The following is a 24,887-nucleotide window of genomic DNA, read 5'->3' as shown; positions in this document are numbered from 1 at the left end:
TCATTTCTTTTCATTATTGTAATCAGTATACCATAATTGCTTGCTATCACTTATTATGCAGGTAATGTTAGTGTATAATTGGATTAACTTGAAGGGAGAGATTTATATGACTGATTACGATCCAAATTGCGTTTTTTGTAAAATTGTTAAGGGTGAAATCCCTAGTTATAAAGTTTATGAAGATGACGAAATTCTTGCATTCTTAGATATTTCCCAAACAACTCCTGGCCACACTCTGGTGATTCCTAAAAAACATATTCAGGATATTTTTCATTTTGACTCAGCCACAGCTAGTAAAGTATTTGCGAAAGTACCAGAAATTGCACGTGCGGTCAAAAATTCTAACCCAAACATCAAGGGAATGAATATTGTCAATGATAACGGGAAAATTGCCTATCAATCTGTTCCACATGCTCACTTTCATTTAATTCCCCGTTACAGTGTGGGTGATACTTTTTCAATTAACTTTTCTGATAATTCTAAAGAATATGACGAAACTAAATACCAAGAAGTTGCCGATTCAATTACCAAACAATTGGGGGATTAACTCATGAAAAAAAAGACCGCTTGCTTAGTTAGTGCCGGAATAATAGTTGGTGTTTCTGTTACGGGTCTACTACTTTTAAAAAGGAAGTCTAATCCCACAGATAACGTAACCACTGCCGACCTTAAAAACATTTTTCATTCAGCTAGTTCAGTTAAACAAAATTTAAACCAATTCACAAAAGCTTTAAATGATGCAAAACCAATAATAGATGGTCTTAATCGTGACGTACAGGAAGCCCAATTTCAGCTAAAGCCTAGAATTGATCTTTTATCTAACGAAATAAATAACATTTAATTTCAATTAAATTATTCGACCAAATATTAATTTACATCAAATATATGTTATATTAAAAATAAATGGAGTACTGAATGTCTTGAGTACTTTAATATTTTGAAGAAATGGATGTGCTAATATATGAAGAAAAAATGGCTCGTTGGAGTTGCAGGATTACTTTTAAGTGTTTCACTGGTTGCCTGTGGTAGTAAAACAGTTGCTACTACTAGTGGTGGTAAAATTACAGAAAGTCAATATTACAATAGTATGAAGAAGACCCCACAGGGTAAAACAGTTCTCCAAACTATGATTTTGAACAAAGTTCTTAACAAAGAATATGGTAATAAAGTCAAATCATCTCAAGTTGATGACCAATTTAACCAATACAAGTCACAATATGGTTCTCAATTTAAAACCCTTCTCAGTCAACAAGGTTTAACTGAGAAAAGTTTAAAAGAACAAATCAAAGATAATCTTCTGTTAAAGCAAGCTGTAATTGCTAACACAAGTTTCTCTGACAAAGATTTGCAAAACCAATTCAAGAAATATCAACCTAAAGTAACCGTTAATGAGATTACCACCAAAAATCAAGGTGACGCTGAAAAAGTAATTTCTGGCTTAGAAAACGGTCAAAAATTCTCTGACTTAGCCAAGAAGTACTCAACTGATGCTAACAAGAAAGACGGCGGCAAGATGGCTCCATTCGATAATATGGATCCAAGTCTTGACAATAACTTCAAAAATGCTGCCTTTAAACTCAAAAATGGTGAATACACCAAAGAACCTGTCAAAACTAAAGCTGGATACCAAGTAATCCAAATGGTAAACCACCCTTCCAAGGGTAAATATCAGGATCACAAAGCTGAATTAAAAGACCAGTTGGCAACTGAACGCATGAGCGATAGTAATGTCTTACACGCTGTCGTTTCAAAAGTTCTTAAAGATGGAGATGTAAAGATCCAAGACAAAGACTTACAAAACATCTTAGCTGATTACACATCAACTCCAAAACCAATGAAATAATCAATCATAAAAAGAAAATGGTCAGTAACTTAAAAGTTACTGACCATTTTCTTTTTTATCAGGTTTATAAAACTTATTTCGATCCATTCCAAAAATTCGTTTACTAAATGATCCTGCTTCCGTATCATTTAAAGCCCCAGTAATCATGTTAATTGAAGCATCAAGTTCATCTAAATCATGGAGAATCTGCGCTTCCAGCAATTCAGGCGTAACCGGGGATCCATACTCCTTAATTCCATGATGTGAGAGCACCATATGTCTTAAAAGTAATAAATCTTCAGAATGCTGATCGATTTTTAGTTGGTCAGCAGCTTCAACAATTTCCCCATCAATAATACTGATATGTCCTAACAGATCACCTTCACTAGTATAAGATGTCGAAACGGGTCCTGACAGCTCAGCAGTCTTGCCTAAATCATGAAGGATGGCACCTGCATACAGAAGTGAAGAATTAACTTGTGGATAGAGCTTAGCGACTTCCTTGGCCAGCTTCAAAATCGAAATGGTGTGAAATGCTAATCCACCTGCATAAGCATGATGATTCGATTTAGCTGCCGGAAAAGTAAAGAATTCATCCTGGTGCTTTTTAAGAAGTACCCGAACAATTCGATTCCACGTTGGATTAATAATTTCGAAAATTGTCTGACCAATATATTCTTCCATCTCAGAACGAGTCATTTGAGCATGTTGCATAAACTTAGATGGATCACTGGGTTCACCAGATTCTGTTTGTCGAAGATGATTAATCTTAATTTGTGGACTTCCCTGGTAAGCTTCCCGTTTGCCATTAATGTGAACGACCTGACCAGCTTTAAAAGTCTTTACATCCTCATTACTGGCACCCCAAAGTTTTCCACCGATCTCTCCGGAATTATCTTCAAAAACAAACGAAATGAATTGTTTTCCGTTCTTAGCAATTCTAGTATCAGCCGACTTAACCAATACAAACGCATCGATTTCTTCATCCATTTGATATTCTTTCAATTTTTTGCTCATTTGACTCCACCTCCACTACTTTAATTCAATTAAATGATCGCCACTTACATCGTGTCTAATTCGATCATCAGCCGTAAAATAAATCACCTGCGTGCTTTTAGCCAAAGCTTTCATTAATTCAATTGCCTTATCAGTTCTAAAGTGATCAAAGTCAGCAAAACCATCATCAATCATAATTGGCATTGGATATTCATCACTAAAAGCCAACGTTAACGCAAAAACCAACGATAAGTATAACTGCTGCATGGTTCCTTTTGAAAGTTCCTCAACCTTGAACTTAACCCCATCAGAGTTAACAACCGTAATACTTCTCTTATTATAATCAATTTTACTATAATGACCGTCCGTTAGTGTTTCAAAGAATTTAGCTGCATCCTTTCTAACTTTAGGAATTCTTCCACTACTAGCGGCATCGAGTACTTTTTCAATCCACTGATTAGTTAACTGGTAAACCAACCACTTTTGAACCAATTCGTTAACTTTAGTATCCATACTGGCCAATTCCTGGGTCAATGAATCAAGCGTCCCATCTTTTTCCATGTGATTAATTTGCACGTTAAGTTGCGCCAACCGATCAGATTGATCGGAAAAATCTGCGTCCAATTGTCCAATTTGTTTCTGAAGATCATTAATCACTTTTTTTAACTGATTAACATCATCGTATTTTTGTAATCTTTCAACAATTGTCTGATCAAGTGAGTTTTCTAACTCCACTTTACGTTTGTTTTTATCCGTAGCGATCCGCTGCTCATCGTATAATTTTTTAAAATCACTACTACTTGCAACGTTTCGTTCCTTTAGGAAATGGTCAAGCCGATCACTTACTTCTTTCAACTGCTCACGATGGCGATCAACCATTGAAGTTAAACTACTCAATTCATGGCTCACCTGTTCCGCATTTCGCTTTTGATCATTTACATTTGAGATGAACTGTCTAATTTTACTTAACGCTACCATTTCATTATCGGAATCACTTAAACCAATTTTACTGGAAGCAAAATTCCAACGATCGAGGTAACTCTCAACCTTCTCATTCATTGTCTTTTGGTTTCCAATGAAATTCTGTAAACTATCACGATCTAAGTCACGTCGTTTAATGGAGTTTTGTAAAGCACTTGTCCATTGGTTAAATGGAATACTCTGGATGTGATGCTCGTTTCCCATTTGACCCAACTCTTGCTCAATCTGAGTCAATTTTCGCTTTAAATGGTCAGTATCATTCTCCTCTTTAACTGGTTGGTTCGATTTTTGCACATAACGATAAATGCCAAAACCAATACACAATAACCCAATGACCACCAAAATAGGAAGAGTTACTCCACCCATAAAAATTCCAATTCCAATAATTATTAGACCAACCGCATCAGCAATTAATGATAACGAATTATCTCCGCTCTCATTTGTGGGCATCGCATGAACCTGATAGTTTATTTGTGCTTTTACATTTTGATACTCATCTATTAAGGTCGATATTTTGTCAATCTCATCATCATTAAACGGAATACTTTCACTTCCACCAGCATCAAATTCATCATTAGCCAAACGAGTCTGATATGTTTTGATATCATGATCAAGCTGTTCAATCCGTCTGACCTGTTGGATTTGGCCGTCCAGTTCTAAATATAAATTACGAATTAAATCAGCATTATCATTGTAAAATTTCAAATCAGAATTGGATTCCTGATGCGTATTCTTAAAATCAATAATGTTTTGTTCATCATTCTTAACATCTAATTGAATATTACTAATCTTATTTTGGATGTCTTGAAATGTTTCAAAGTCATGCTCAGAAAAGCCGTGTTTAACCGCTAATTTATCGTCTTGTAATTGTCTTAATTGAGCATATTTATCCCAGTTCGCTAAATCTTGATTAACCTGATTTAATCGCTCAGAAAATTTATTTCTTTTATTGCGATTCTGAGTCTTTTTTTCTTGTTCTTTTTTAGCTTGAATGGTCAATTCATGGTACTTGGGATATTCATTACTGGCTTCATGTACTTTCGCGTTCAATCTTTCTCGATCAACTAAAAGTCGGTTTAACTCAGGCTTTTTACCAGTCGGCTTATAGATCTTACCACCATTTTCCTGATTTTCGTCCTCTAGTTCAATCCAGTTATCAATCCCTACGACCCCAACACGCTGGATTCGTTTTGACAATTCTTCACGATTTAATCTCGAAATATCATTTAAATCAACGTTGCCAAAATAAAACAGGTTATCATATGATTCCCGATTGATTGGACCTAAAATTTTATCCAAAATTCCAGCAGGTAATTCATTTTTATTTTGATCAAAAACGGTTAATAACCCACCATTTTTACCTTCATTTCTTTGAACAAGGTAAGTAGTTCCATTTTGTTCAACCGTTAAACGACCACCCATTTTATAGTCATCTTTGGGAGTGAAGTCTCGCTTACTCCGACTGTCCCGAAAGCCAAATAAAACATCTTTAATGAAATTTAAGAGGGTTGTTTTTCCAGCCTCGTTTCTTCCATAAATAACCTGGAACCCACTAAAGTTCAGTGTTAAATTATGAAGTTTTCCAAAGCCGAATACTTCAACTTTTTTAATCCTCATCCTTCACGTTCCCTTTCGTTTTACTAGTAATTAAATTCATACTTTCATCAAGTAATTTAGAGATGGCTTCATCACTTAAAAAGTTGTCACGAATGTAAGAGTGCTTAAAAAGCTTCTTCGCCAAATTTTTAAGGTTTTCTTCATTATAAACTTCATGCTTAGTGTCATCCCAGAATTTCTGATCTAGATCATTAAATTTCATCCCAGAATTATCAACAACGTCAATTTCATAAACCCAAGCATTAAATCGTTCAAAATCATATTGTAACTTTTCCTTAACCCGGTCGAGCAATTCTTCTGATGAAAAATTGGCTTCTTCATTCATATTTAACTTCACGCTCAACAAATTAAGCTTAGAAAAATCACTCGACTCAATTTTCTCCATAATTTGATTAACGACCGCTTCTTCTGAGTCAGTTCCCCGTAAATTCATTGAAAGATTTGACCAAATGAGCGGACAGGTGGGTTCAAACTGAACGTTTAAACCTCCATTAGTCTCATCACTGACTAATAAGTACCCCTTTTCACCCATTTCATTTTTATGACGGCCCTGGATATTCCCCGGATATTCAATTAAGGGATGATGACCTAACTGCTGACGTTTATGAATATGCCCTAATGCCCAATAATCATATCCCAAATTTTCCATTTCGTTAATGGTAAACGGTGCATACTGTGAGTCGTTGCCACCCTTAATAGCACCGTGAACCATCCCAATTTGGTAGTCAGCGTTTGAACGTTCTGGAAATCCAGAGATAATATCATCTGAAATATTCCTAGTAGCGTAACTAAAACCTGTAATAGCAACTGTTCTTCCGTCTTTAAGAGTCAATGTATGCGTCGTCACTTCTTTGGGAAATACGTAAACATTAGCCGGAAAATTGAAATTTTTAGCACCTTCACTTTGATAATCATGATTACCAAACGAAAGAAGTACAGGAATATCATGTTCATCCAATCGTTCTAACTGTTTAATCAAAAAACTAATGGCTTTGACACTTTGGTGACTACTGTCAAATAAATCTCCCACTAGCAAAACAAAATCAACATCATCTAAAATGGCATCATCAATAATCTTCTTTAATGAATCGAATGGAGCCTCGTGCAAAATGTCCCACAGCTTACTCGGAGTGGTAGCATCCTCTCTGATTCCTAAAAACGGACTATCCAAATGTAAATCTGCCGCATGAATAAACTTCATTATAATTTCTCCCATACAAAAAAATCGGAGCACCAATGGGCGCTCCGATTAACGATCAATTAAGCTTCATACATATCACGTAAAGGCTTAGTAATTAACATATTAGCATCATCAATGACTTTGCCCATTGCTTTTTCTTTACCCATCAATTTTTTGATGATATCAAGACTGTTCATTTTATTGGCAAGATCTTGAGCTTTTTTCATATCATCTTGCGAAATTTGTTGACCAGCCATTTGCTTTTGTCTTAATTCATTTTGATTAGTTTGAAAGTCCTTAAATGTCTTAAAAGCATCTTTGTCCTTCTTTAACTCATCGTATGTGGCTTGGAGTTCTTTAAATTCATCAGTCTTTACTAGTGCATCCTGTAAAGTTTGTGCGTCTTTCATTACATCATTTTCTGCCATAATTATTTCCCTCCTTAAATATTGTTACAGTGTATATTTTAACATACGTGAAGCTATCGGCCTAGTAAAGCTTTCGCACCGCTAATAACTTCTGAGGCACCCTTTTTAATTCCACTGGCTCCTTCTTTAACGATTCCCTTAACGACTTTACCAGTATCATTAGTAATACCCTTAAATAGTTTAGAATTCTGCGTATCATTATCTTCATCACCATCACGTGCCACCATTTGTGCGTCTTGGACACCAAATTGGGTTCCCTTGGTGTACGGAAGAATTTGTTGCATTTGTGTCTTGTACAACGGACCAACGTCGGTCCCAGTCAAATTCTCTAAATGATGCGTAGAGTTGGTACTATCAAAGCCTTCCCAAGTTGCTACCACAACGTTAGGAGTGTATCCGATGATCCATTTATCTTTGGTAGCATCGGAATCTGGAGTATTATCAGCCTCAGTACTTCCAGTTTTTCCGGCAACTTGATACCCGCTCGGTTTAGCATCAACACCAGTTCCATTATCAAAGACACCAAGCATCATACTTGTCATCTGTCGTGCCGTTGAAGGAGACATGATTTGTTTTGAACTTGGATGTTCATTATCAACGACCGTCTTCCCTGTCGAATCAACGATCTTAGTAATATAGAACGGCTGTGAAATTTTCCCCTTATTAGCAAAAGCAGTATAGGCACCAGCCATTTGTTGTGGGGAAACTCCGTTGGACAAGCCCCCAAGGGCCAATGCTAGATTCTTATCCTTATCCGTGACCGGTAAGTTGAATTTTTTAACCGAATCGTATCCCTTGTTTACTCCGATCTTATTTAATAACCAAACTGCGGGCGCGTTCATACTCTGTGCCAGAGCTTGGTACATCGGAACTTTTCCTGTATAAACATCATTGTAATTATGCGGAGTATAGTGGTTTGATCCATACGATTTCTTCTGGTTTTCAAGTTCAGAATCATAATAATACCCGTTTTCAAGAGCTGGCGTATAGACCGCAAGTGGTTTCATCGTCGAACCAGGCTGACGTTTAATATCGGTCGCACGATTATAACCACGGAAAACCGTCTTACCACGTCCACCAACAACCGCTTGAACCCCACCATTTTTTGGATTCAAAGCAACTGATGCAGCTTGGACCTTGGTCCCATCCGAAGCATCATTAGGAAACAAATTAGGATTTTTAAAATCAGTCTGAAAGCTTTGCTGCTGTTGCTGATTTAGATTCGTATAAATTTTATACCCGTGATTCATGATGTCAGATTCAGTTAATCCATATTTTGAGATAGCCTCATTAATAACAGCATCAAAATAATAGGGATATTTATACCCATTAGTAGAACGATAGGAATTTTTAGTGTTCAACGGCATGGCCTGGTATTTTTTTGCCTCTGAATTAGTGATCTTATGGTTCTTTGCCATTAAATCAAGAACCACATTTCTCCTCTGACGTGCCGCCTCCGGATGATCAATCGGATTATTACTAGGATTCGATAGCATCCCTGCTAACACAGCTGCATCCTGGACCGGTAAATCTTCCGCAGACTGCCCAAAGTATCGCTTCGAGGCATCTTCGACCCCATACACGCCATTACCAAAGTAAGCGTTGTTCATATACATCGTCAAAATTTGGTTCTTTGAATAAACGTTCTCAATCTCAATTGAAATGAATAATTCTTTAAGTTTTCTGGTTAAAGTTTGTTGCTGGGAAAGAAAAGTGTTCTTGGCTAACTGCTGCGAAATTGTACTTCCTCCACCACTAATGTAGTCACGACCAAGTACCCTATTCTTAATTGCAAGTAAAATGGCTCTCCCGTAACCACTAACCGAATAGCCATGTTCCTTATAGAAATTACGATCTTCCGTCGAAAGAATCGCATTAGGAATATTTTTTGAAATCTTATTCATCTGAACGTAAGTACCCTTTTGTGCATACAATTTGCCAGCTTCTTGGTGATGTGAATCATAAATCACAGTCGATTTTGATAAATTAGACTGAAGATCACGAACGTGCGAAGTCTTTGCCACAATCGTCAAATAACTACTTAAAACCAAGATAACGAATAAAACAACTACAATAATCCATCTCGTAATTTGAAATCTACGCCAGAATTTTCTGAAGTAACCCCAAATTCTTTTAAATATTGACTTACTTTTGCTGTTGTTATCCATAAAAGTCCAAATCTCCTTTTATCATTAAATGCTATTGTAACACATGGACATTAATGGATTTTAAAAGATAAAGTGGATGTCAATTGACATCCACTTTATTCTACATTTGATCGGGTGCTTTAATTCCCAACAATCTTAACGACTCTTTTAATACAATCGCAACACTTTTGACAAGGTCGAGACGGGCGTCTTGCTCATCATCGTCCGCTAAAATCTTAGAATGAGCATAATATTTGTTGAATGACTTAGCTAGTCTTAGCGAATATTTAGCAATATCGGAAGGCTCAAATTCATTTCGAGCTTGTTTTACAACTTCTGGAAAAGCCTGAAGTAACTTAATAACTTCAAAAGCACCTGCATCAGTCAATTCATTTGCTGATTCATCAAATTCTTTTTTACCCGACTTCCGCAAAATACTCTCAGCACGAGCATGGGCATACTGAACGTATGGGCCAGTCTCACCTTCAAATTTTAATTGGTCTTTAAGTACGAAATCAATGCTATTGATTCGCTCACTCTTAAGATCACCAAAGATAATGGCACCAACCCCAACTTGTGTAGCCACTTCATCTTTATTCGGTAAATCAGGATTCTTCTCAGCAATTTGTTGTTTTGCCATGGTAATTGAATCATCTAAAACCTTGTTTAATAAGATAATATTCCCACGTCTAGTTGAAAGCTTTTTTCCATTAACCGTAATTAAGCCAAACGGGATATGATGAACACCGTCCGCATTCTTTATGCCCATCTTTTTTAAGACAGCTTTTAGTTGATGGAAATAATTAGTTTGTTCGGATCCTACCACGTAGAGATTCATGACTGGATGATACGTCCGTTCACGGTATAACGCCGTTGCAATGTCTCTAGTAATGTAAAGAGAAGCCCCATCACTCTTTAAGATCAGCGCTGGATTTAGGTTAGCGTTACTTAAATCGACCACTTGAGCTCCTTGAGATTCCTGAAGCAATCCATCTTTTTTTAGGATGTCAACCACTTCATCCATTTTGTCATTGTAAAATGACTCACCATTATAGGTATCAAATTTAACGCCCAGTTTTTTATAGGTATTATTAAAAGCCTCTAACGACACATCCCTAAACCACTTCCATAGTTTGGTAGCTTCGGGATCACCATCTTCGAGTTTTTTAAACCATTCGCGTGCTTCTTCGTCTAGTTCAGGATTTTTCTGATCTTCCTTATGAAATTTGACGTAATACTGAACTAAGTAATGAATTGGATGACGCTTTACGTCCTCTTCATTTCCCCACTTTAAGTAAGCCGTAATTAATTTACCAAATTGAGTTCCCCAATCACCTAAATGATTATCTTTAATTGTTTTATATCCATTTTTTCTTAAAATTTCGGAAATTGAATTTCCAATCACAGTGGAACGAAGGTGTCCCATTGACATTGGCTTAGCAATATTTGGAGAAGACATATCAATGGTCACGGTCTGATCCTTGCCATCGTAATTATCACCATAGTGCTCTTTATCCGTCAGAACCTCTGACATGACTTGCTTACTAACTTTTCCTTTATCCAAGAAGAAGTTAACGTAAGGACCAACGGCAACGACTTTATCAAACTGACTTCCATCAACATTATTGACGATATCCTTTGCGATCTGTTGAGGAGCTTTATGTAACTCCTTAGCTAGAATAAAAGTTGGAAATGCTAAGTCCCCGTTATCTGAAGTTTTCGGTTTCTCAATTTTTCCGTAAATATCACTCGTTGAAATTTGGTTGTTAGTTGCATCAGCAACTACGTCTGCAACTTGTTGTCTGTAATCCATAATATCCTCCTCATAAATAAAAAGCCTCTTACATTAATTAAATCAATGCAAGAGACGAGATCACCCGCGGTACCACTCTATTTGGAAATACCCACTCATTATTAAATTTGTATACCTAGAAAGGACGCCTTCCCAATCACAATTTATCTAACTCACATCAACTTAGATTTGCTTTGAAATTATAATTAGTACTACACTCTCATCGTTGGTAGCTTCCCAAAGCGGGTGACGGGAATCGAACCCGCGACGTAAGCTTGGGAAGCTTAAATTTTACCACTAAACTACACCCGCAATACGTGTATAATTATATCATGAATTATACCCCTTGTCATCAAGACTTCTACAGAGCCGTATGATAAAATTTGATTGGAGGCTAAACATCATGTTAATCTACATAATTACTTTACTATGGATTCTTTTATTAATCTCACTAACAATCGGAATCACGCGTAAACAAGACAAAAAGATTATTAAGGGTGTCGTCTATACGCGCGCGTTTTACATTCTTTTGTTGATTAGTGAAGTGGTTTTTACCCTGAATCACTTTAACGAGCATCGTTATTTGGTCTCTTTAAGTTTTATAATGACAATCGTCGCGATTTCTTTCATTGATATTTGTTACCAGAGAAAAATCCAAGGTAATTTAAAACCCTACGTAATTTTATTGACACTGATTTCGATTTTAATCTCAATTGGGCTTTTGTTTTTCATTCAATAACTACTACTAAAAAATCATCCAATCACTTGGATGATTTATTTTTTTGCATTTTTTCAGCTAACCGAATTGATTCATCAACTAGCTCCGCTTGCGCATCAATCACAGGGTAGTCATGATTACCAGCTCGCTCTTCTGCTACCGAAATCTCAGTACAACCTAAAATCACTACATCGCTATCCAATTCATTAACCATTTGATTTAAAATATGATGGTATAATTTTGGATCGACATAATCGTGCTCCTTAACACCTTTATAAATTAAATCCATCGTCTCGTCCGCAATTTCAGCGGTCGGGTGCACAACTTTATATCCAGCTTTAGTAATTTCTTTATCATATACCTTGTCCTTTAGAGTTCCCTTAGTGGCAATTAGCCCCACTCTTTTAGCGTGTGGAAACTTCTTAGCAATTGCAGCTACCGCTAGCCTAGGCATATGCAAAATTGGAACATCCGTCATACTCTGTAACTGATCATAAAAATAATGGGCAGTATTACATGGTAACGCAAAAAATTCTGGTCCCAGTTTGCTCTGTTGTTTAATATCTTCTTCAAGTGGAACTAGTGGGCTCGGATTATTTTTTGGGTCAGTAATATAATCCGTCCGGTCCGGAACCGTAGCATGATTAACTAATATATAATTTAAATAATCTTGATCACAGTGAGCTGGGGTCCGTTGATTTAGTAAATGAACATAACTCTCAGTCGCTTGGGTCCCCATCCCACCAATAATTGTGAAAAACTTTTTCATTATCTTATTCCTTATTCACATGAAAATATTTTTTGAAGTTTTTTGCGTAATTATGGTCCATCCATTTCATAAGTAGCCAACGCATGAAGTTTTCATCTTTTTTATACCAAAAAGTCGTTCCCCACTGACCTTTTTTGATCAGCTCTTCCGCCTTCTTTTTATCTTCATTATCTTTGGCATACTTACGAAAAACACGATTGGGCACCCCTAACCATAAATAATATTTCTTAGGATCTTGATTGGCATACACTGTCTTTTGGTCCGCTAGGTCATCTTGAACGTAATCACGAACCACCCATTGAGCAAGGTTATATCCATTTAGGGTGACAAAGAAACTGCTGCGTCCCTGTCTCAAATTGATTTCAAACAACTTGTACGTATCGTCTCTAACATCATACTTCATGTCAAAATTAGCATACCCAGTAAATTCAATCGACTCTAAAAACTGTTGAATCTGATCATAAATCCGTTGATCAAAGTCAGGAATAATCGTGACGTAGTTACCAATTGCAGACGGTGCCGGATCTTCCAAAAGTGGATGGCCTAAACACATCATCTTAACATGATGATTCTTGTCAACATAAGCATTTAAGACCCGCATGTTGCTGTCATCACCTGGGATGAAATCTTGGACGATCAAGTCGGAAGTATAACCATTATTATAAATTTTTGAAACAATGTCACGATACTCGGCATCACTTTTAATGGTAAAAGCTTTCTTTCTTCCCTCAAAACGGATATCCAACCATTCCACGCTATTGGTTGGTTTAAGTGCAATTGGATAATCAAATGGTTGATCAAAGTCATTATCTTCAAAATTGCTTTTGGAAATAATCTTGGTGCCGGGATATGGCATTCCATACTTATCACACATTTTATAAAAATTTTCTTTACTATTAAGTTGTTTTATTAACGAATAATCAACGTATGGACAGACAAAGACATCTTCTAAATCTTTCTTATGTTTAGAAATTAATTCAGCATAACCATCCCCACATCCAATTAAAATGACTGGTTCTTTGTGGTTGGCATACTTCTTTTTTAACTTTTTCATCTCTTTAAACCATACGGGATCCTCACTAAAGCCCGGAATAAACGTCAGATCCACAATTTTGGTAAATCTTGTGGGGGCTAACCGTTCCTGGGCATAAGCCTTGACACGCTTACCATACAACTCGTAGAAAGAACGCGCCATCCCGTACACATTAAAGTCACTTCCAAGTAAGATCGGAGTGAAATCCGGAACTTTCTCATTTGTCATTACCATTTAAACCCTCCAAGTAATCTTCCACGATAACCGAATCGGTTGGATAAGGTGTATCAACACCATTAATCTTTTGATAAGGATCGCGTCCTTTACCCGCTACTACAATAATATCTCCACGTTTACCAAAATTAATGGCCTTTTTAATGGCTTTTTCACGATCCATTTCGAAATGAACGTCAACCTTATCATGATCGATATGACTATCAATTTCCTTTGCAATCTTCATGGGATCTTCATAAGCGGGGTCGTCAGTAGTTAAAAACGCTACATCGGCATTTTGAGTCAACGCCTTGCCAAATCCCTCTCGACGGTCAATTCCCTTATTGCCCGGGCTTCCAACCACTACAATAACTTTTCCACTAGGGTCTTGTCGTTTTAAAAATCCTAACAATGCATTCATACTAGCATAATTATGGGCATAATCCACGTAAACGTTCCCATGGTTTTTAGACTTAAAGATTTCCATTCTTCCAGGAATTTTTGCTCCTGCCAAACCATCTAACATATCACCACGTTTAAAGCCAGCAAGTCCAGCCGATATGATCGAAGCGGTTGCATTGGATTCATTGTAATCACCTGGAATACCAATGCGATAATTTCCGTCTAAGCCTAACTTTTTAGCTTTATCAGAAATGGAACTTAATTGAATATCATTATCAGTCAAGCTATCTGAAACTGGCTCGTACGTGAAATCAAGGTCGACTTCAAGTTGTGGAGTCGTCCCCTTTTTACCAAACAAATAAATATTTTGGGGATCGGTTGTGGTTTTGGCAGCATAATAAATATCAATCAAGTGGTCTGAATCGGCATTCAAAATGCATCTATTTGAATTAACCAAGAGTTGTTCTTTACAGTGCAAATAGTTTGCAAAAGTCGGATGCTCGTTTTCCCCAATGTGATCGGGAGAAATATTTAAAAAATTACCTACGTTATACTTTAATCCAAAAACCCGATTTTTTAAGTATGCCTGAGACGAAACTTCCATAATGAGATATTTCATCCCATTATCGACAGCGGCTCTCATATTCTTAAAAATATCTAGTGATTCTGGAGTAGTTAGATGTGACTTAAATGTTTGATTTGGTTCATTACCAACCACGGTATTGATAGTTGAAAATAAGGCGGTTTTATCCCCACTCGCCCTCCTAATTGCATCCCGAGTGAAATATGAAGAAGTCGTTTTCCCCTTAGTACCCGTATAGGCAATGATGAACAAATCGTCTTGTGGATAATTGAAAAATGCAGCAGAGATCAAAGACATTGCTTTTTGAATGTTAGTAACCAAAATCTCATTCATTCCGTTACTTTCAGATAAATGATCTTCACACACGATTCCAGTTGCTCCAGCCTTTTTTGCTAACGTAACAAATTCAGGCTTAAAGTTTCCCTTCCCAAAGAATAAGGTTTTCGGTTTTATGTCTCGTGAATCATAACTAACGTAGTTAAAATCATTATCATTAGTCTGATTAACTGATTTTAATAAGTCATGTTCACGAAGAATATTTTTAATTTCTTGAATGCTTAGTGACAAAAAATTCAGCTCCATTCCGCTAATTTTTGTAATGGAAATCCAAATAAATCATTCGGACTTTAATTTTGTTTTTAATTTACTCCTAGACAATTCTACCAAAAGAAAGAGATAATGACTAACTCAAAACCAATAATGAAAACATAAATTAATATAATAAAAAACATTCTGCGTAAACTAAATTAATTCCAGTTCACACAGAATGTCTTTTTACTACTTAACATCTTTTAATTTTTGCTCACTAACATTATCCAATCGGTCACCAACTGCATTCACCATCTTCAAACATTTTTCAATATCATCCTGGCTCATATCCAAAACAGAAAAACATTGATTAACGTGTTCATATACTTTATCACGACGTTCCTTAGCGTATTCTGTAGTGTCAACGATGACAACTCGTTCATCTTTATGACTACGTGTTCTTGTCACCCATCCCTGCTTTTCAAGCCGTTTCAACAACGGGGTTAAAGTCCCACTATCTAAGTCTAAGTAGGATCCAAGCTCACGAACGGTCATTGGGGCATGTTCCCATAACACCAACATGGTAATGTATTGTGGATAAGTTAAATTAAATGGAGATAAAACGATTTGGTAGTACCGACTAAACTTTTTACTTGTATTATAGATTCCAAAGCACAATTGGCTTTCAATCTTACGTGGTTCAACCATTATAATCTCTTCTTTCTAAAAACTCTTGTACTATCTTATATTTTACACAATTAAATAATAAATACAAGGATACTACAAAATTGAGTGTTTATTTTACGACATTTTTATTGTATGATTGAAAGGTAGTAATTGCCCGAGTGGCGGAATTGGCAGACGCGCAGCGTTCAGGTCGCTGTTCAGTTTACTGAGTATGAGTTCGAATCTCATCTCGGGCATTCGTTACTAACAAGACGTTATCAAGCTTATTGATATCGTCTTTTTTCATTAATAGTAATTAAATTATGTAAACAAAAAGAGTGGACAATTGTCCACTCTCTCACTACTTTTTATCTAATATAATCGCCTAGATCGTAAATTAATTGGTTCTTAGCTTGGTAATAATAATTGCGTAATGGATGAAGATGGTTATTTTTAACGATCCATGGCTTATCAAAATTAGTGTAATGAATAATCACAGGGTGCTTAAGTGCATTTGCCTCAGCTGCTCGACGCTCTGGGATAGGATTTAATCCACTCTCACCCTTAACTAGATGACTTTGCAAATTATACTTAGGGTCAAGTTTTTTCCAGTGTCCATTAAAAATGGCGTTTAGAGCATCTTGGTCTTGATACTTCAGCATATCAGGTTTATCAATTGCTAACTTTCTAACTTTCTCAGAAGTGTCATTATCATTCCAAGCTTTCGTATCAATTAGTAACAATCCGGCATTGAAATACTGACCCGGTTCATCACTAACATGCATCTTTTTTAACCGGTCAACGTAACCAGAATCCTCAACAGCACCGACAATGTTGCCATCAAGATCGGTATTAAAAAGATCCGAAATGTCACCCACACATACCATATCAGCATCCAAATAAAGGATCTTAGGTTCATGAACTTCTTCAGGAATCTCAATTCGATAGTAAGTGTTTTCTTTAATTGCACTATCCGGAGATTTTACATTAGCATCCTTATATGCAGCGGTGTTGGGTTGCAAAAAGTTAATTGTCTTACAGTTGTCGTAGACTTTTTCCAAGGCCTTTAACAAATCAGCACTGTTGGAACTTAAATGATCATTAACAACGTAAAACGTGAAACTTGAATTCTTATTATGGTTCAATATTGACGAATAGTTGACTGCCAGCGGTATCGCCATATTGTTATCAGTAGTAGATGCAATTGTAATCATACACATTATCCCCTTCAAAAATATTTGAAACTATTTGGCCACTTGTAAAAATAAGTATCACTAATTTTCGTAGCGATATTTATAAAAGTGGACCACTTTATGACCTATCTATTTCGAACAACAACAACGTTTACCGTCGCATTTTTACTTCCAATGGTAATGGTAGCGTTATTATTCTCAAATCGATATCCAGTTGGAGCAATTAAAGTTTGCTTTTCACCTGGGATACCAGTAACTGAAGTTGCATTCACGTACTGCCCCTTTTTATTTACAAAATTAACTTGTTCAGTTATGGAAATCGAAGGGACATTGTAATTGGTTGCCCAAATCCAATTACCGGGATGTGATTGTCCATCTGCAAGACTTAAATTATTCTGCAATTGATTGTTATTATCAATGTTCATCCAATTGGGTGATTTAACAGTGTAATCTTTTCCGTCAAATACAAACTGGGTACCTACTACCGGTTCTGGAATAATTGGACCTGCACCAGGTGCATCAGGAGCCCTTAAGATTGTCTTATCACCTAACTTAATTTGGTGAAGATTATTATCACCCTTCATGAAAGCGGACAATCCATTATATTTACCCTTAGAAGCTGCCTGAGTATCGAAGCTAGTTAAATCTAGGCTTTGTAACTGATGGTCATCCTGAAACATATTACTCAAACTACGATTATTAGGATTAATTTTAAAACTCGTTAAACCGGCAATGTTTTTAACAGCATAGTCATAAACAAACATTGAACTCATATCAATAACTTTAGAAGTGTCAAAATGACTGACGTCGATGTCTTTAAGAAGAATATCGGCACCAAACATCAGTCTCATACGATTAACATTTGAGGTGTCAAAGTGAGTGACATCAATACTTTTTAGTGCTGTATCACCATTAAACATATAATCCATACCAGATACTTTTGATGTATCCAATTTATCGAGACCATTAATAGTTTGCAGGTTTTTTAAACCTTGATTGCCCTGGTGGAGTGGGTCATCATCTGCCGATTGAGAAAAAAGATAATCAGAATTTGATGGGGCATACATCTTATCTTGGATATTAATAACTTGCGCATCATTTAAAGCCTGACGTAAATCTCCAAGTTGTGAATATGCATAGGTTCCCAAGGTTTTATCTTTACCGCTCAACGTTAAAGTCCGATTGATCTCATTATAGTTCCAGTTGACCTGTCCCCACGTACCACTATCATATCTTAATTTAGAAATCCTAGGTCTAGCTTGTGAGGTCATTTCCTTAGTATCCGTTGCTGCTGCATATGTAGTTTCAGTGTGATTTGCTGAACTATTCATCTGCAAGCCAAAGAATAAACCAACGGTCACACCTGCGATTAATGCTCCCTTAATTACCTTTTTCATTAGATCATCTCACTCTCTTATATTTCCTTACACTTCTAAAGTAGGCCATAAATGCCGTCATGTCAACATTTATGCTTTATCATGTGAAAAAAATACCATAATAATTACATTAATTATGTAAAAAGAGAATAATAATGTGCGTTATTATTCCCTCTTTTAGTTTCTATAAATCTATATCATTGGATTTATATAGTTATAATCTATCCATAAAAACATTGATTAAACTATCACCATGCCAATAAAAATCATTGGAGTCTATGTAAGAACCAGAAGTATTAGCTTCTGGCTCTACAATAACTAGTCGTTTAGACGAATAGTAGCGTGATAAGAACTACCATCTGTGGCCTTGCCAAAATAATCGTCTGTAATCGAGCGAAAAACCATTTTCCCGTTCGGTAAGTTCAAATATTCGGCATCATATGGAAAAACAACGGAGTAATTGTTTTTATTTCCAATACTGTAATAGTAAATAGTTCTACCACTAAGCCGAACGCTTCGATCTGTACTTGGAACTACTAGTTTAAACTCCTTCATTATGACTCACCTCCTTTCCCATCAAAAAAGGTCATACTACGAAGTAGCATGACCTAAATGGTATTTCAGAGTATTCATCATATTGAAATACGAATAAATTCGCATAGTTGTTTTAATTTCAAATCTTATAACAAGACATAGGCTATCATTAAATGATTTTTCACGTACTCAATAACACTTATCTTCCACCAACTTATCATTTATGACAGTATTAATTACGGTGTTAAAAGCTTCTCACACTTTCTAACACCACGTGAACACTATTTCCTACATTAGCATTCACAAAATTGTCTAGTTATTTTTAATCTCAACATTCAATATTTCATTATGAATCTCTTACTGCTTACTTCACAATTTAGATTATAAACTTTATTAAAAACAACGACAATAGAGTCTTAAATTTCACAAAACATAATTATAATACCTTGACATCAGTATTTATCCTAATTATTAATTCACTTTTGTCTCATAATATAATAATTATTATTATATAATATAACCAATCAGTCGCTTTATTGACAAAAATTTACTGCATAATTTTAGCGATTAAAACATAATTTGATATAATTAACCAATGGAGGAAATAATATGAAAACAAAAGCTTATGAAACTTATAATTTAGTTGAATACGATAAAAATCTTCCTTATGAAGTTGGCGATTTAGTCGAAGTTACATTTGTTAACCCAACTGGCTTAGGTGATAACCAAGACGATTGGTTAAAAGTCGTGAGACATGACGTTGGTGAATCAACCAGTATTCATGATGAATTCAGGTTTAATTCAAAATGCATCAAAGCAGTAAAGAAGTCAAACTAAAAAAAGGTCCTCACTTTTGTGAGGACCTTTTTTTAAGCATTATCATGTGCAATTTTAGCGGCAGTAGCGCCAGCAATAGCTCCAACAATATCATCAATAAAAGTATTGACAATTTGACCGTTTGTATCGAGTTCTTTTACAATTCCATTTTTATTAGTGTCAATTTCACCATAATTAGTAACCCCAATCGTCCCATAGATTGAAGCAATTCCAAGTGCCAACGTTTCATCAACGCCAAACACCCCCAAATCATGGGAGACAATGCTTTCAAGTGGCTCTTCTAACTCGCCATCTTGTGCTAAACGATCCAGTTCAAGCCCTACCATTGCGTTATTCAATACTTCCCTTTTATGCAAAATATCATTAACAATCCCACAAACATAGTCTAAATCAGGAACATTTGAATATTTTTTCTGTAAATCAATTGCAATCTGTGCAATATCTTTAATCGTTACTCCATGTTCATTCAGTCGCTTAAGCACAAAATTATACGCCTGAGTGTCAGGATATTTATAGTCTCCTCGATCTACCATTAGTTAATCTTCCTCCATATCTTTCATCAGGGTCATATCATATTCGTTTGGATAATTATCTTGAGTAATCATCATTGTCATTACACTTTTATCCTTAAGATGACCCTTTATAATTGCATCAACATACATCTCTTTATGAAAATCTCTTTGAAATTCGGCAAAACTCGATAAAAATCTAAAGTTCAAAACCACGTCACTACTATTTCTAGAACTTGAAACGCCAATAACATCTATTATTTTACTCTTCTTCATCTCGTTAACTATCGGAATAACGACATTCTTATAAAATATTTCAACTTCACGTAATTTTTGAGTTAAATTATGAATTCGTTGATTAATTACGTTACACTTCTGAAAGTCAGTATTATTCAACTCTTTCATCCCATTCAACAAATAATCCTTATCATTATTGAGTAGGGCATTTTTTAAATCCGCTGACTTTTGATCGTCATCCCCATCGTTTAAAACACTAGCTAATTCATCAATTGTGTTCACGTCATAATCATTTTTGAGTTGATCAAGATTCATGATCCAGTGTAAATACTGCTTTTTAAGCTGCTCCAACTCTTCATCAGCCGCCATTAATTGATTCTTTAATTGATTAAAATAATTAAATTCAACTACGTCCATTTTTCACTCCACCACTATAAGACTGCCATTAGCATAAATCCGGTTGCAATTAGGTTATTTAAAAAGTGGACCCCAATCGAAACTTCAATTTTCCCCGTTTTCTTGTATACATACGCTAAAATCATTCCCAAAATAGCATAAATCATAAAACTAATCACGTTAGAACTCATATGACCACAAGAAAAAAGTAACCCACTAAAAACAATTGGCAGCCAAAACGCATTTTGATTAAAAAAGGCATTAATAAAAAATCCTCTAAACACCAATTCCTCTAACACTGGGGATAAAAAAATCGCCGAAAAGCTCATCAAGACCAACACCGTCATGTTACTTTGAAAAAGACTTAAAATGGCATTATTATTCTTTGTTCCCAGTTGGTTAAAAATCAATTTATTTAAAACTTGAAGCACAATCTCAATAACAAAAAAGCTAAAGATTGACAATAAAATAATCTTTAAATCGTGACCAGTAAGCCGATGACTTCGTTGCCTGTACACACTTCGATAAGCCCATAGCGCTAAACTAATTACGACAAGAAAAATAACAATGTAAGAGGATCCATAAAGAAAAGCCTTGAATCCATGATAATCGTGAATTCCAATCATTTGAACTGGTACTTGAACCGCAAAAATCAAAAAAATTAGTCCAATAAATACAACGGCTCTTTTCAAAAATTTAATTAAACTCATTTCCCACTTCATTAATCCAATTCATCTCCAAATTTTTCCACTAACATAGAATACCATAATAATAAGGTCTGAAACAAAGAAGGAAAATTAGTGTTCAAATCCATCGTTAACCTAACTGATTCGAAATGATATACTAAAAGACGTTATTAAACTAAAAGAGGAGCTAAGCATGGTGATTATTACAGCTGGAATGATTGGTGTCGGTAAAACAACCTTAACGGGAAAAATTGCCGCACATTATGGAACAGAGCCCTTCTACGAGCCAGTGGGAGACAATCCTGTTTTGCCACTTTATTATAAAGATCCAAAACAGTATGGCTTCTTACTCCAAATATACTTTTTAAATAAACGCTTTTCGATGATTAAAAAGGCGTTAAAGCAAGACAACAACGTGTTGGATCGATCTATTTATGAAGACGCGCTTTTCACCAAAGAAAATAATGCTGAGGGAAATATTTCTGACGTTGAATTAGAAGTTTATTTAAAACTACTTGACAATATGATGGATGAACTTAAAGAGCTTCCAAAAACAAGTCCCGACCTTTTAGTCTATGCCTACAGCGATTTCGACACCATCTTATACCGAATCAAAAAGCGTGGTCGTGATTATGAACAATGGGACAACGATCCAGGACTGGAAGAATATTATTACAAAATGTGGAAAGCTTACCAAAAATGGTATGACGAATACAATGTCAGTCCTAAGATGAAAATTAATCTTCAAAAGTACGATCTAGAAGATCCCCAAAACGTTTCTAAGGTATTGGCAAAAATTGATAAAAAATTAAAAACGATCCGATAAAAAAAACTTTGAACACGTTGTTCAAAGTTTTTTTATCTCTACTTAGACAATTCATAAATTGACTGACCGTAAATCGACATTGCCAAAATCAAATCATTAACAGGTGTGTATTCGTTAGCTTGGTGCATCGTGTCCTCTGTTCCTGGGAAAAGTGCTCCAAAGGCAACCCCACGTTTCATCATTCGCGCATACGTCCCACCACCAACAACTTCTGGTTGAGCGTCATCCTGATCAGTTTGATCGCGATAAACACCCATTAAGGTTTTTACAATGGGATCGTCTGCATCAACAAAGTGGGGCACCATTTGCGAAATTTGTTTGGTTGACCCGTTAAACCGATCAGCGGCATCTTGAACTTTAGCTAAAATTTTATCAGTCGTAATCCCCTTGGGATACCTAAAGTTAGTGTTGACCATCCCACCATTTTCATGATCAAAATTCATTAGACCGACGTTCATGGTTAGTTCCCCCATCACATCATCAGTAAAATTAAGCCCCAATTTATGAGCACGAGAATCATCATGCAGTTTTTCGTCGATGAAGTTCAGGATATTAGCACCACTAGTATCAAAACTATAATCAACCAAAAAGTCAGCTAAATAGGTTCCAGCATTGATACCGTTCTTAGGTTCCATTCCATGTGCTGCTTTCCCGACTACACTGATTTTAATATTGTTCCCTTCGATTTCATAGCTTCCAGTTACGGGAACCCTATCTAAATATTTTTCAAATTCATCGGCCATTTTGGAGACATCCGCAGCAACAACGTCGGCTTCCGCATCACGTGGTACCATATTTTCACGCAATCCGGCATTAAAATGCATCAGAGTGTTCTCACCATCGCTTTTATTGGAAGCAAAATGCGTTTCAAGCGTCACATTACCCTTTTCCCCATTGATCAAGGGAAATTCGGCGTCTGGCGAAAATCCAAATGAAGGATCTGGTTCAACCTCAAAATAGCGTTTCATTCCAGTCCAGTCACACTCTTCGTCCGTTCCAATTATCAAGCGAATTTTGACCTTCGGCTGAATCCCTGCATCTTTAAGCATTCTTAATCCATAATAGGCGGCAAGTCCTGGTCCTTTGTCATCAGAAACTCCTCGACCAATTGCATTGTCACCCTCAAGCTTTAGTTCGAATGGATTGGAATTCCAACCTGCGCCACCGGGCATCTCATCAGCATGTGACAAAATTGCCATGGTTTCATCGCCTGAACCATACTCAATGTATCCCACTACGTTATCAATGTTTTTGGTAGTAAACCCATCACGATCACCAAAAGAGAGAAACTGTTGTAATGCATGAGCTGGACCTGGGCCCAATGGGTATTCGTCCGTTGCGTGCTCCAAGTCCCTCGAACTATCAATTGAAATCAATTTTTTTAAGTCATTTAAGTAATCATCTTTGTAATTTTGTGCTTTATCTTTCCAGTCAATTGCCATGTTATACCCTCCTACTTAGTTATTCCTTATTCTAACATAATCAAGAAAGTAACAACTCATTTGGACAACATTCAACCAACGCATGATATAATGCAACCGAGGTGAACAAAATGAAGAAAATTGATAAATCAATTCTAACTAAAACCATCCGCATTCGACCCAAAAATAGTTTTAAAGGAACTTACGGTAAAATCGCTTTAGTTGGTGGAAACGAAAACTTTGGTGGTGCAATCATAATGAGTTCGCTTGGAGCAGTTTACTCTGGCGTTGGACTCACAACTACTATCACGGATCCAACGAATCAAAGTGCGCTCCACTCTTGGCTACCCGAAGCAATGTTTGCAGACTATAACGACACTGATCAAATGGTTCAACTCATTAAAGCTATGAAAGTTATTACCATTGGCTCTGGACTTGGGACCGATGATCATAGTTGTGAAATTATGGAAACCGTATTTGATAATGTCACCCCCGATCAAATCCTCTTAATTGATGGTTCGTCCATCACGATGATCGCTGAACGTGGGTTAAAATTACCACAAGCCAAATTAATTTTTACCCCGCATCAAATGGAGTGGCAACGTTTATCCGGAATTAAAATGGCCGATCAAACTGAGGCACGTAACCGAGAAGCCCGCGACAAAATTGGTGGGATTGTCGTTCTTAAATCTGATCGTACTCAGGTTTATACCCCAGATGAAGTATACCAAAACACGACTGGGACGCCTGCTCAAGCAACTGGAGGGATGGGTGATACTCTTGCAGGAATTATCGGTGGATTCGTTGCCCAATTTGACGACGAGGTTGATGCTGTTTTAGCAGCCGTTTATTCCCACAGTGCAATTGCCGACGAACTAGCAGCCACTCAATATATAGTTCTCCCTCATCAAATTTCACAACGGCTTCCACGCTTTATGCATGAACACGAAGCATGAATTTAATTTATAAAAAAAGAAGATCCTGACTGGATCTTCTT

Annotated in this window: 24 protein-coding genes and 2 tRNA genes; 8 read left to right on the top strand and 18 right to left on the bottom strand. The window is 36.2% G+C overall.

The features are described from left to right. The first annotated feature begins 106 nt into the window (after positions 1–106). From AC6UDA_RS03160 to AC6UDA_RS03150, 3 genes are all read left to right on the top strand, one after another. Positions 107–547 (top strand): HIT family protein, encoded by a 441-nt coding sequence (locus AC6UDA_RS03160; RefSeq protein ID WP_500710900.1) that lies wholly within the window; start codon positions 107–109, stop codon positions 545–547. 3 nt (positions 548–550) lie between these two features. Continuing rightward, positions 551–841 (top strand): hypothetical protein, encoded by a 291-nt coding sequence (locus AC6UDA_RS03155; RefSeq protein ID WP_500693648.1) that lies wholly within the window; start codon positions 551–553, stop codon positions 839–841. A 120-nt stretch (positions 842–961) separates the two neighbouring features. Then, entirely contained in the window at positions 962–1,843 is an 882-nt protein-coding gene (locus AC6UDA_RS03150) for a peptidylprolyl isomerase (RefSeq protein ID WP_500695727.1), read from the top strand. 36 nt (positions 1,844–1,879) lie between these two features. Here AC6UDA_RS03150 and AC6UDA_RS03145 read toward each other — a convergent pair whose 3' ends face one another. From AC6UDA_RS03145 to AC6UDA_RS03115, 7 genes are all read right to left on the bottom strand, one after another. Continuing rightward, the gene (locus AC6UDA_RS03145) at positions 1,880–2,839 is read right to left on the bottom strand and encodes a 3'-5' exoribonuclease YhaM family protein (protein WP_500710898.1); all 960 of its coding nucleotides are present in this window, start codon (positions 2,837–2,839) and stop codon (positions 1,880–1,882) included. Positions 2,840–2,854: 15 nt separating this feature from the next. Continuing rightward, positions 2,855–5,416 (bottom strand): AAA family ATPase, encoded by a 2,562-nt coding sequence (locus AC6UDA_RS03140; RefSeq protein WP_500710895.1) that lies wholly within the window; start codon positions 5,414–5,416, stop codon positions 2,855–2,857. After that, positions 5,406–6,617, bottom strand: a complete 1,212-nt coding sequence (locus AC6UDA_RS03135) for a metallophosphoesterase family protein (RefSeq protein WP_500706612.1) — start codon at positions 6,615–6,617, stop codon at positions 5,406–5,408. The genes AC6UDA_RS03140 and AC6UDA_RS03135 overlap by 11 nt, the downstream gene beginning before the upstream one ends. Before the next feature lie 59 nt (positions 6,618–6,676). Continuing rightward, entirely contained in the window at positions 6,677–7,024 is a 348-nt protein-coding gene (locus tag AC6UDA_RS03130) for a YlbF family regulator (RefSeq protein WP_500693643.1), read from the bottom strand. A 53-nt stretch (positions 7,025–7,077) separates the two neighbouring features. Beyond that, entirely contained in the window at positions 7,078–9,192 is a 2,115-nt protein-coding gene (locus AC6UDA_RS03125) for a transglycosylase domain-containing protein (RefSeq protein WP_500710893.1), read from the bottom strand. A 100-nt stretch (positions 9,193–9,292) separates the two neighbouring features. Further along, the gene (gene argS / locus AC6UDA_RS03120; RefSeq protein WP_500693641.1) at positions 9,293–10,984 is read right to left on the bottom strand and encodes an arginine--tRNA ligase; all 1,692 of its coding nucleotides are present in this window, start codon (positions 10,982–10,984) and stop codon (positions 9,293–9,295) included. A 220-nt stretch (positions 10,985–11,204) separates the two neighbouring features. After that, a tRNA-Gly gene (locus tag AC6UDA_RS03115) sits at positions 11,205–11,275 on the bottom strand. Between the two features lie 91 nt (positions 11,276–11,366). Here AC6UDA_RS03115 and AC6UDA_RS03110 point away from each other — a divergent pair. Continuing rightward, entirely contained in the window at positions 11,367–11,702 is a 336-nt protein-coding gene (locus tag AC6UDA_RS03110; protein ID WP_500693640.1) for a DUF1516 family protein, read from the top strand. A gap of 22 nt (positions 11,703–11,724) precedes the next feature. Here the strand turns inward: AC6UDA_RS03110 and AC6UDA_RS03105 are convergent, their stop codons facing one another. From AC6UDA_RS03105 to AC6UDA_RS03090, 4 genes are all read right to left on the bottom strand, one after another. Then, on the bottom strand, positions 11,725–12,450 hold the full coding sequence (locus AC6UDA_RS03105) for an aspartate/glutamate racemase family protein (RefSeq protein WP_500693639.1): 726 nt from the start codon (positions 12,448–12,450) through the stop codon (positions 11,725–11,727). A gap of 4 nt (positions 12,451–12,454) precedes the next feature. Continuing rightward, entirely contained in the window at positions 12,455–13,711 is a 1,257-nt protein-coding gene (locus tag AC6UDA_RS03100) for a carboxylate--amine ligase (protein ID WP_500711129.1), read from the bottom strand. After that, on the bottom strand, positions 13,701–15,248 hold the full coding sequence (locus AC6UDA_RS03095) for a UDP-N-acetylmuramoyl-L-alanyl-D-glutamate--2,6-diaminopimelate ligase (RefSeq protein WP_500710891.1): 1,548 nt from the start codon (positions 15,246–15,248) through the stop codon (positions 13,701–13,703). Before AC6UDA_RS03095 ends, AC6UDA_RS03100 begins: the two co-directional genes overlap by 11 nt. Before the next feature lie 210 nt (positions 15,249–15,458). Further along, entirely contained in the window at positions 15,459–15,917 is a 459-nt protein-coding gene (locus AC6UDA_RS03090; protein WP_500693637.1) for a MarR family winged helix-turn-helix transcriptional regulator, read from the bottom strand. Positions 15,918–16,048: 131 nt separating this feature from the next. Here AC6UDA_RS03090 and AC6UDA_RS03085 point away from each other — a divergent pair. Then, positions 16,049–16,132: transfer RNA gene (locus tag AC6UDA_RS03085), tRNA-Leu, on the top strand. A 111-nt stretch (positions 16,133–16,243) separates the two neighbouring features. On the opposite strand, the gene AC6UDA_RS03080 is transcribed toward AC6UDA_RS03085, so the two are convergent. From AC6UDA_RS03080 to AC6UDA_RS03070, 3 genes are all read right to left on the bottom strand, one after another. After that, positions 16,244–17,089 carry a glycosyltransferase family 8 protein gene (locus AC6UDA_RS03080; protein ID WP_500693636.1) on the bottom strand — a complete coding sequence of 282 codons (846 nt, stop codon included), beginning with the start codon at positions 17,087–17,089 and terminating at the stop codon, positions 16,244–16,246. 104 nt (positions 17,090–17,193) lie between these two features. Then, positions 17,194–18,465, bottom strand: coding sequence for a BspA family leucine-rich repeat surface protein (locus AC6UDA_RS03075; RefSeq protein ID WP_500695735.1), 1,272 nt, complete (start codon positions 18,463–18,465; stop codon positions 17,194–17,196). A gap of 297 nt (positions 18,466–18,762) precedes the next feature. Continuing rightward, positions 18,763–18,999: a hypothetical protein gene (locus tag AC6UDA_RS03070; RefSeq protein WP_500693634.1), complete on the bottom strand. Its 237-nt coding sequence runs from the start codon at positions 18,997–18,999 to the stop codon at positions 18,763–18,765. Positions 19,000–19,587: 588 nt separating this feature from the next. Between AC6UDA_RS03070 and AC6UDA_RS03065 the strand changes: the two genes are divergently transcribed. Next, positions 19,588–19,815: an SH3 domain-containing protein gene (locus AC6UDA_RS03065; protein WP_500693633.1), complete on the top strand. Its 228-nt coding sequence runs from the start codon at positions 19,588–19,590 to the stop codon at positions 19,813–19,815. A 32-nt stretch (positions 19,816–19,847) separates the two neighbouring features. Here AC6UDA_RS03065 and AC6UDA_RS03060 read toward each other — a convergent pair whose 3' ends face one another. From AC6UDA_RS03060 to AC6UDA_RS03050, 3 genes are read right to left on the bottom strand one after another with little or no spacing between them, the layout of a single operon-like run. Then, positions 19,848–20,348 carry a phosphatidylglycerophosphatase A family protein gene (locus AC6UDA_RS03060; protein WP_500693632.1) on the bottom strand — a complete coding sequence of 167 codons (501 nt, stop codon included), beginning with the start codon at positions 20,346–20,348 and terminating at the stop codon, positions 19,848–19,850. A gap of 3 nt (positions 20,349–20,351) precedes the next feature. Continuing rightward, positions 20,352–20,978, bottom strand: coding sequence for a hypothetical protein (locus tag AC6UDA_RS03055; protein ID WP_500693631.1), 627 nt, complete (start codon positions 20,976–20,978; stop codon positions 20,352–20,354). Positions 20,979–20,992: 14 nt separating this feature from the next. Then, positions 20,993–21,679 carry a CPBP family glutamic-type intramembrane protease gene (locus AC6UDA_RS03050; RefSeq protein WP_500709179.1) on the bottom strand — a complete coding sequence of 229 codons (687 nt, stop codon included), beginning with the start codon at positions 21,677–21,679 and terminating at the stop codon, positions 20,993–20,995. A gap of 157 nt (positions 21,680–21,836) precedes the next feature. On the opposite strand from AC6UDA_RS03050, the gene AC6UDA_RS03045 reads away from it, so the two are divergent. Further along, complete coding sequence (locus tag AC6UDA_RS03045; protein WP_500693629.1) at positions 21,837–22,469, top strand: deoxynucleoside kinase; 633 nt, start codon at positions 21,837–21,839, stop codon at positions 22,467–22,469. Between the two features lie 38 nt (positions 22,470–22,507). On the opposite strand, the gene pepV is transcribed toward AC6UDA_RS03045, so the two are convergent. Next, positions 22,508–23,911, bottom strand: a complete 1,404-nt coding sequence (pepV, locus tag AC6UDA_RS03040; protein WP_500693628.1) for a dipeptidase PepV — start codon at positions 23,909–23,911, stop codon at positions 22,508–22,510. Between the two features lie 110 nt (positions 23,912–24,021). On the opposite strand from pepV, the gene AC6UDA_RS03035 reads away from it, so the two are divergent. Then, positions 24,022–24,846 (top strand): NAD(P)H-hydrate dehydratase, encoded by an 825-nt coding sequence (locus AC6UDA_RS03035; protein WP_500710889.1) that lies wholly within the window; start codon positions 24,022–24,024, stop codon positions 24,844–24,846. The last annotated feature ends 41 nt before the right edge of the window (positions 24,847–24,887 follow it).

The organism is Fructilactobacillus sp. X8R4C1, assembly GCF_059900905.1.
The sequence above is the reverse complement of the archived record's forward strand: the minus strand, read 5'-3'. Positions and strand labels throughout refer to the sequence as shown.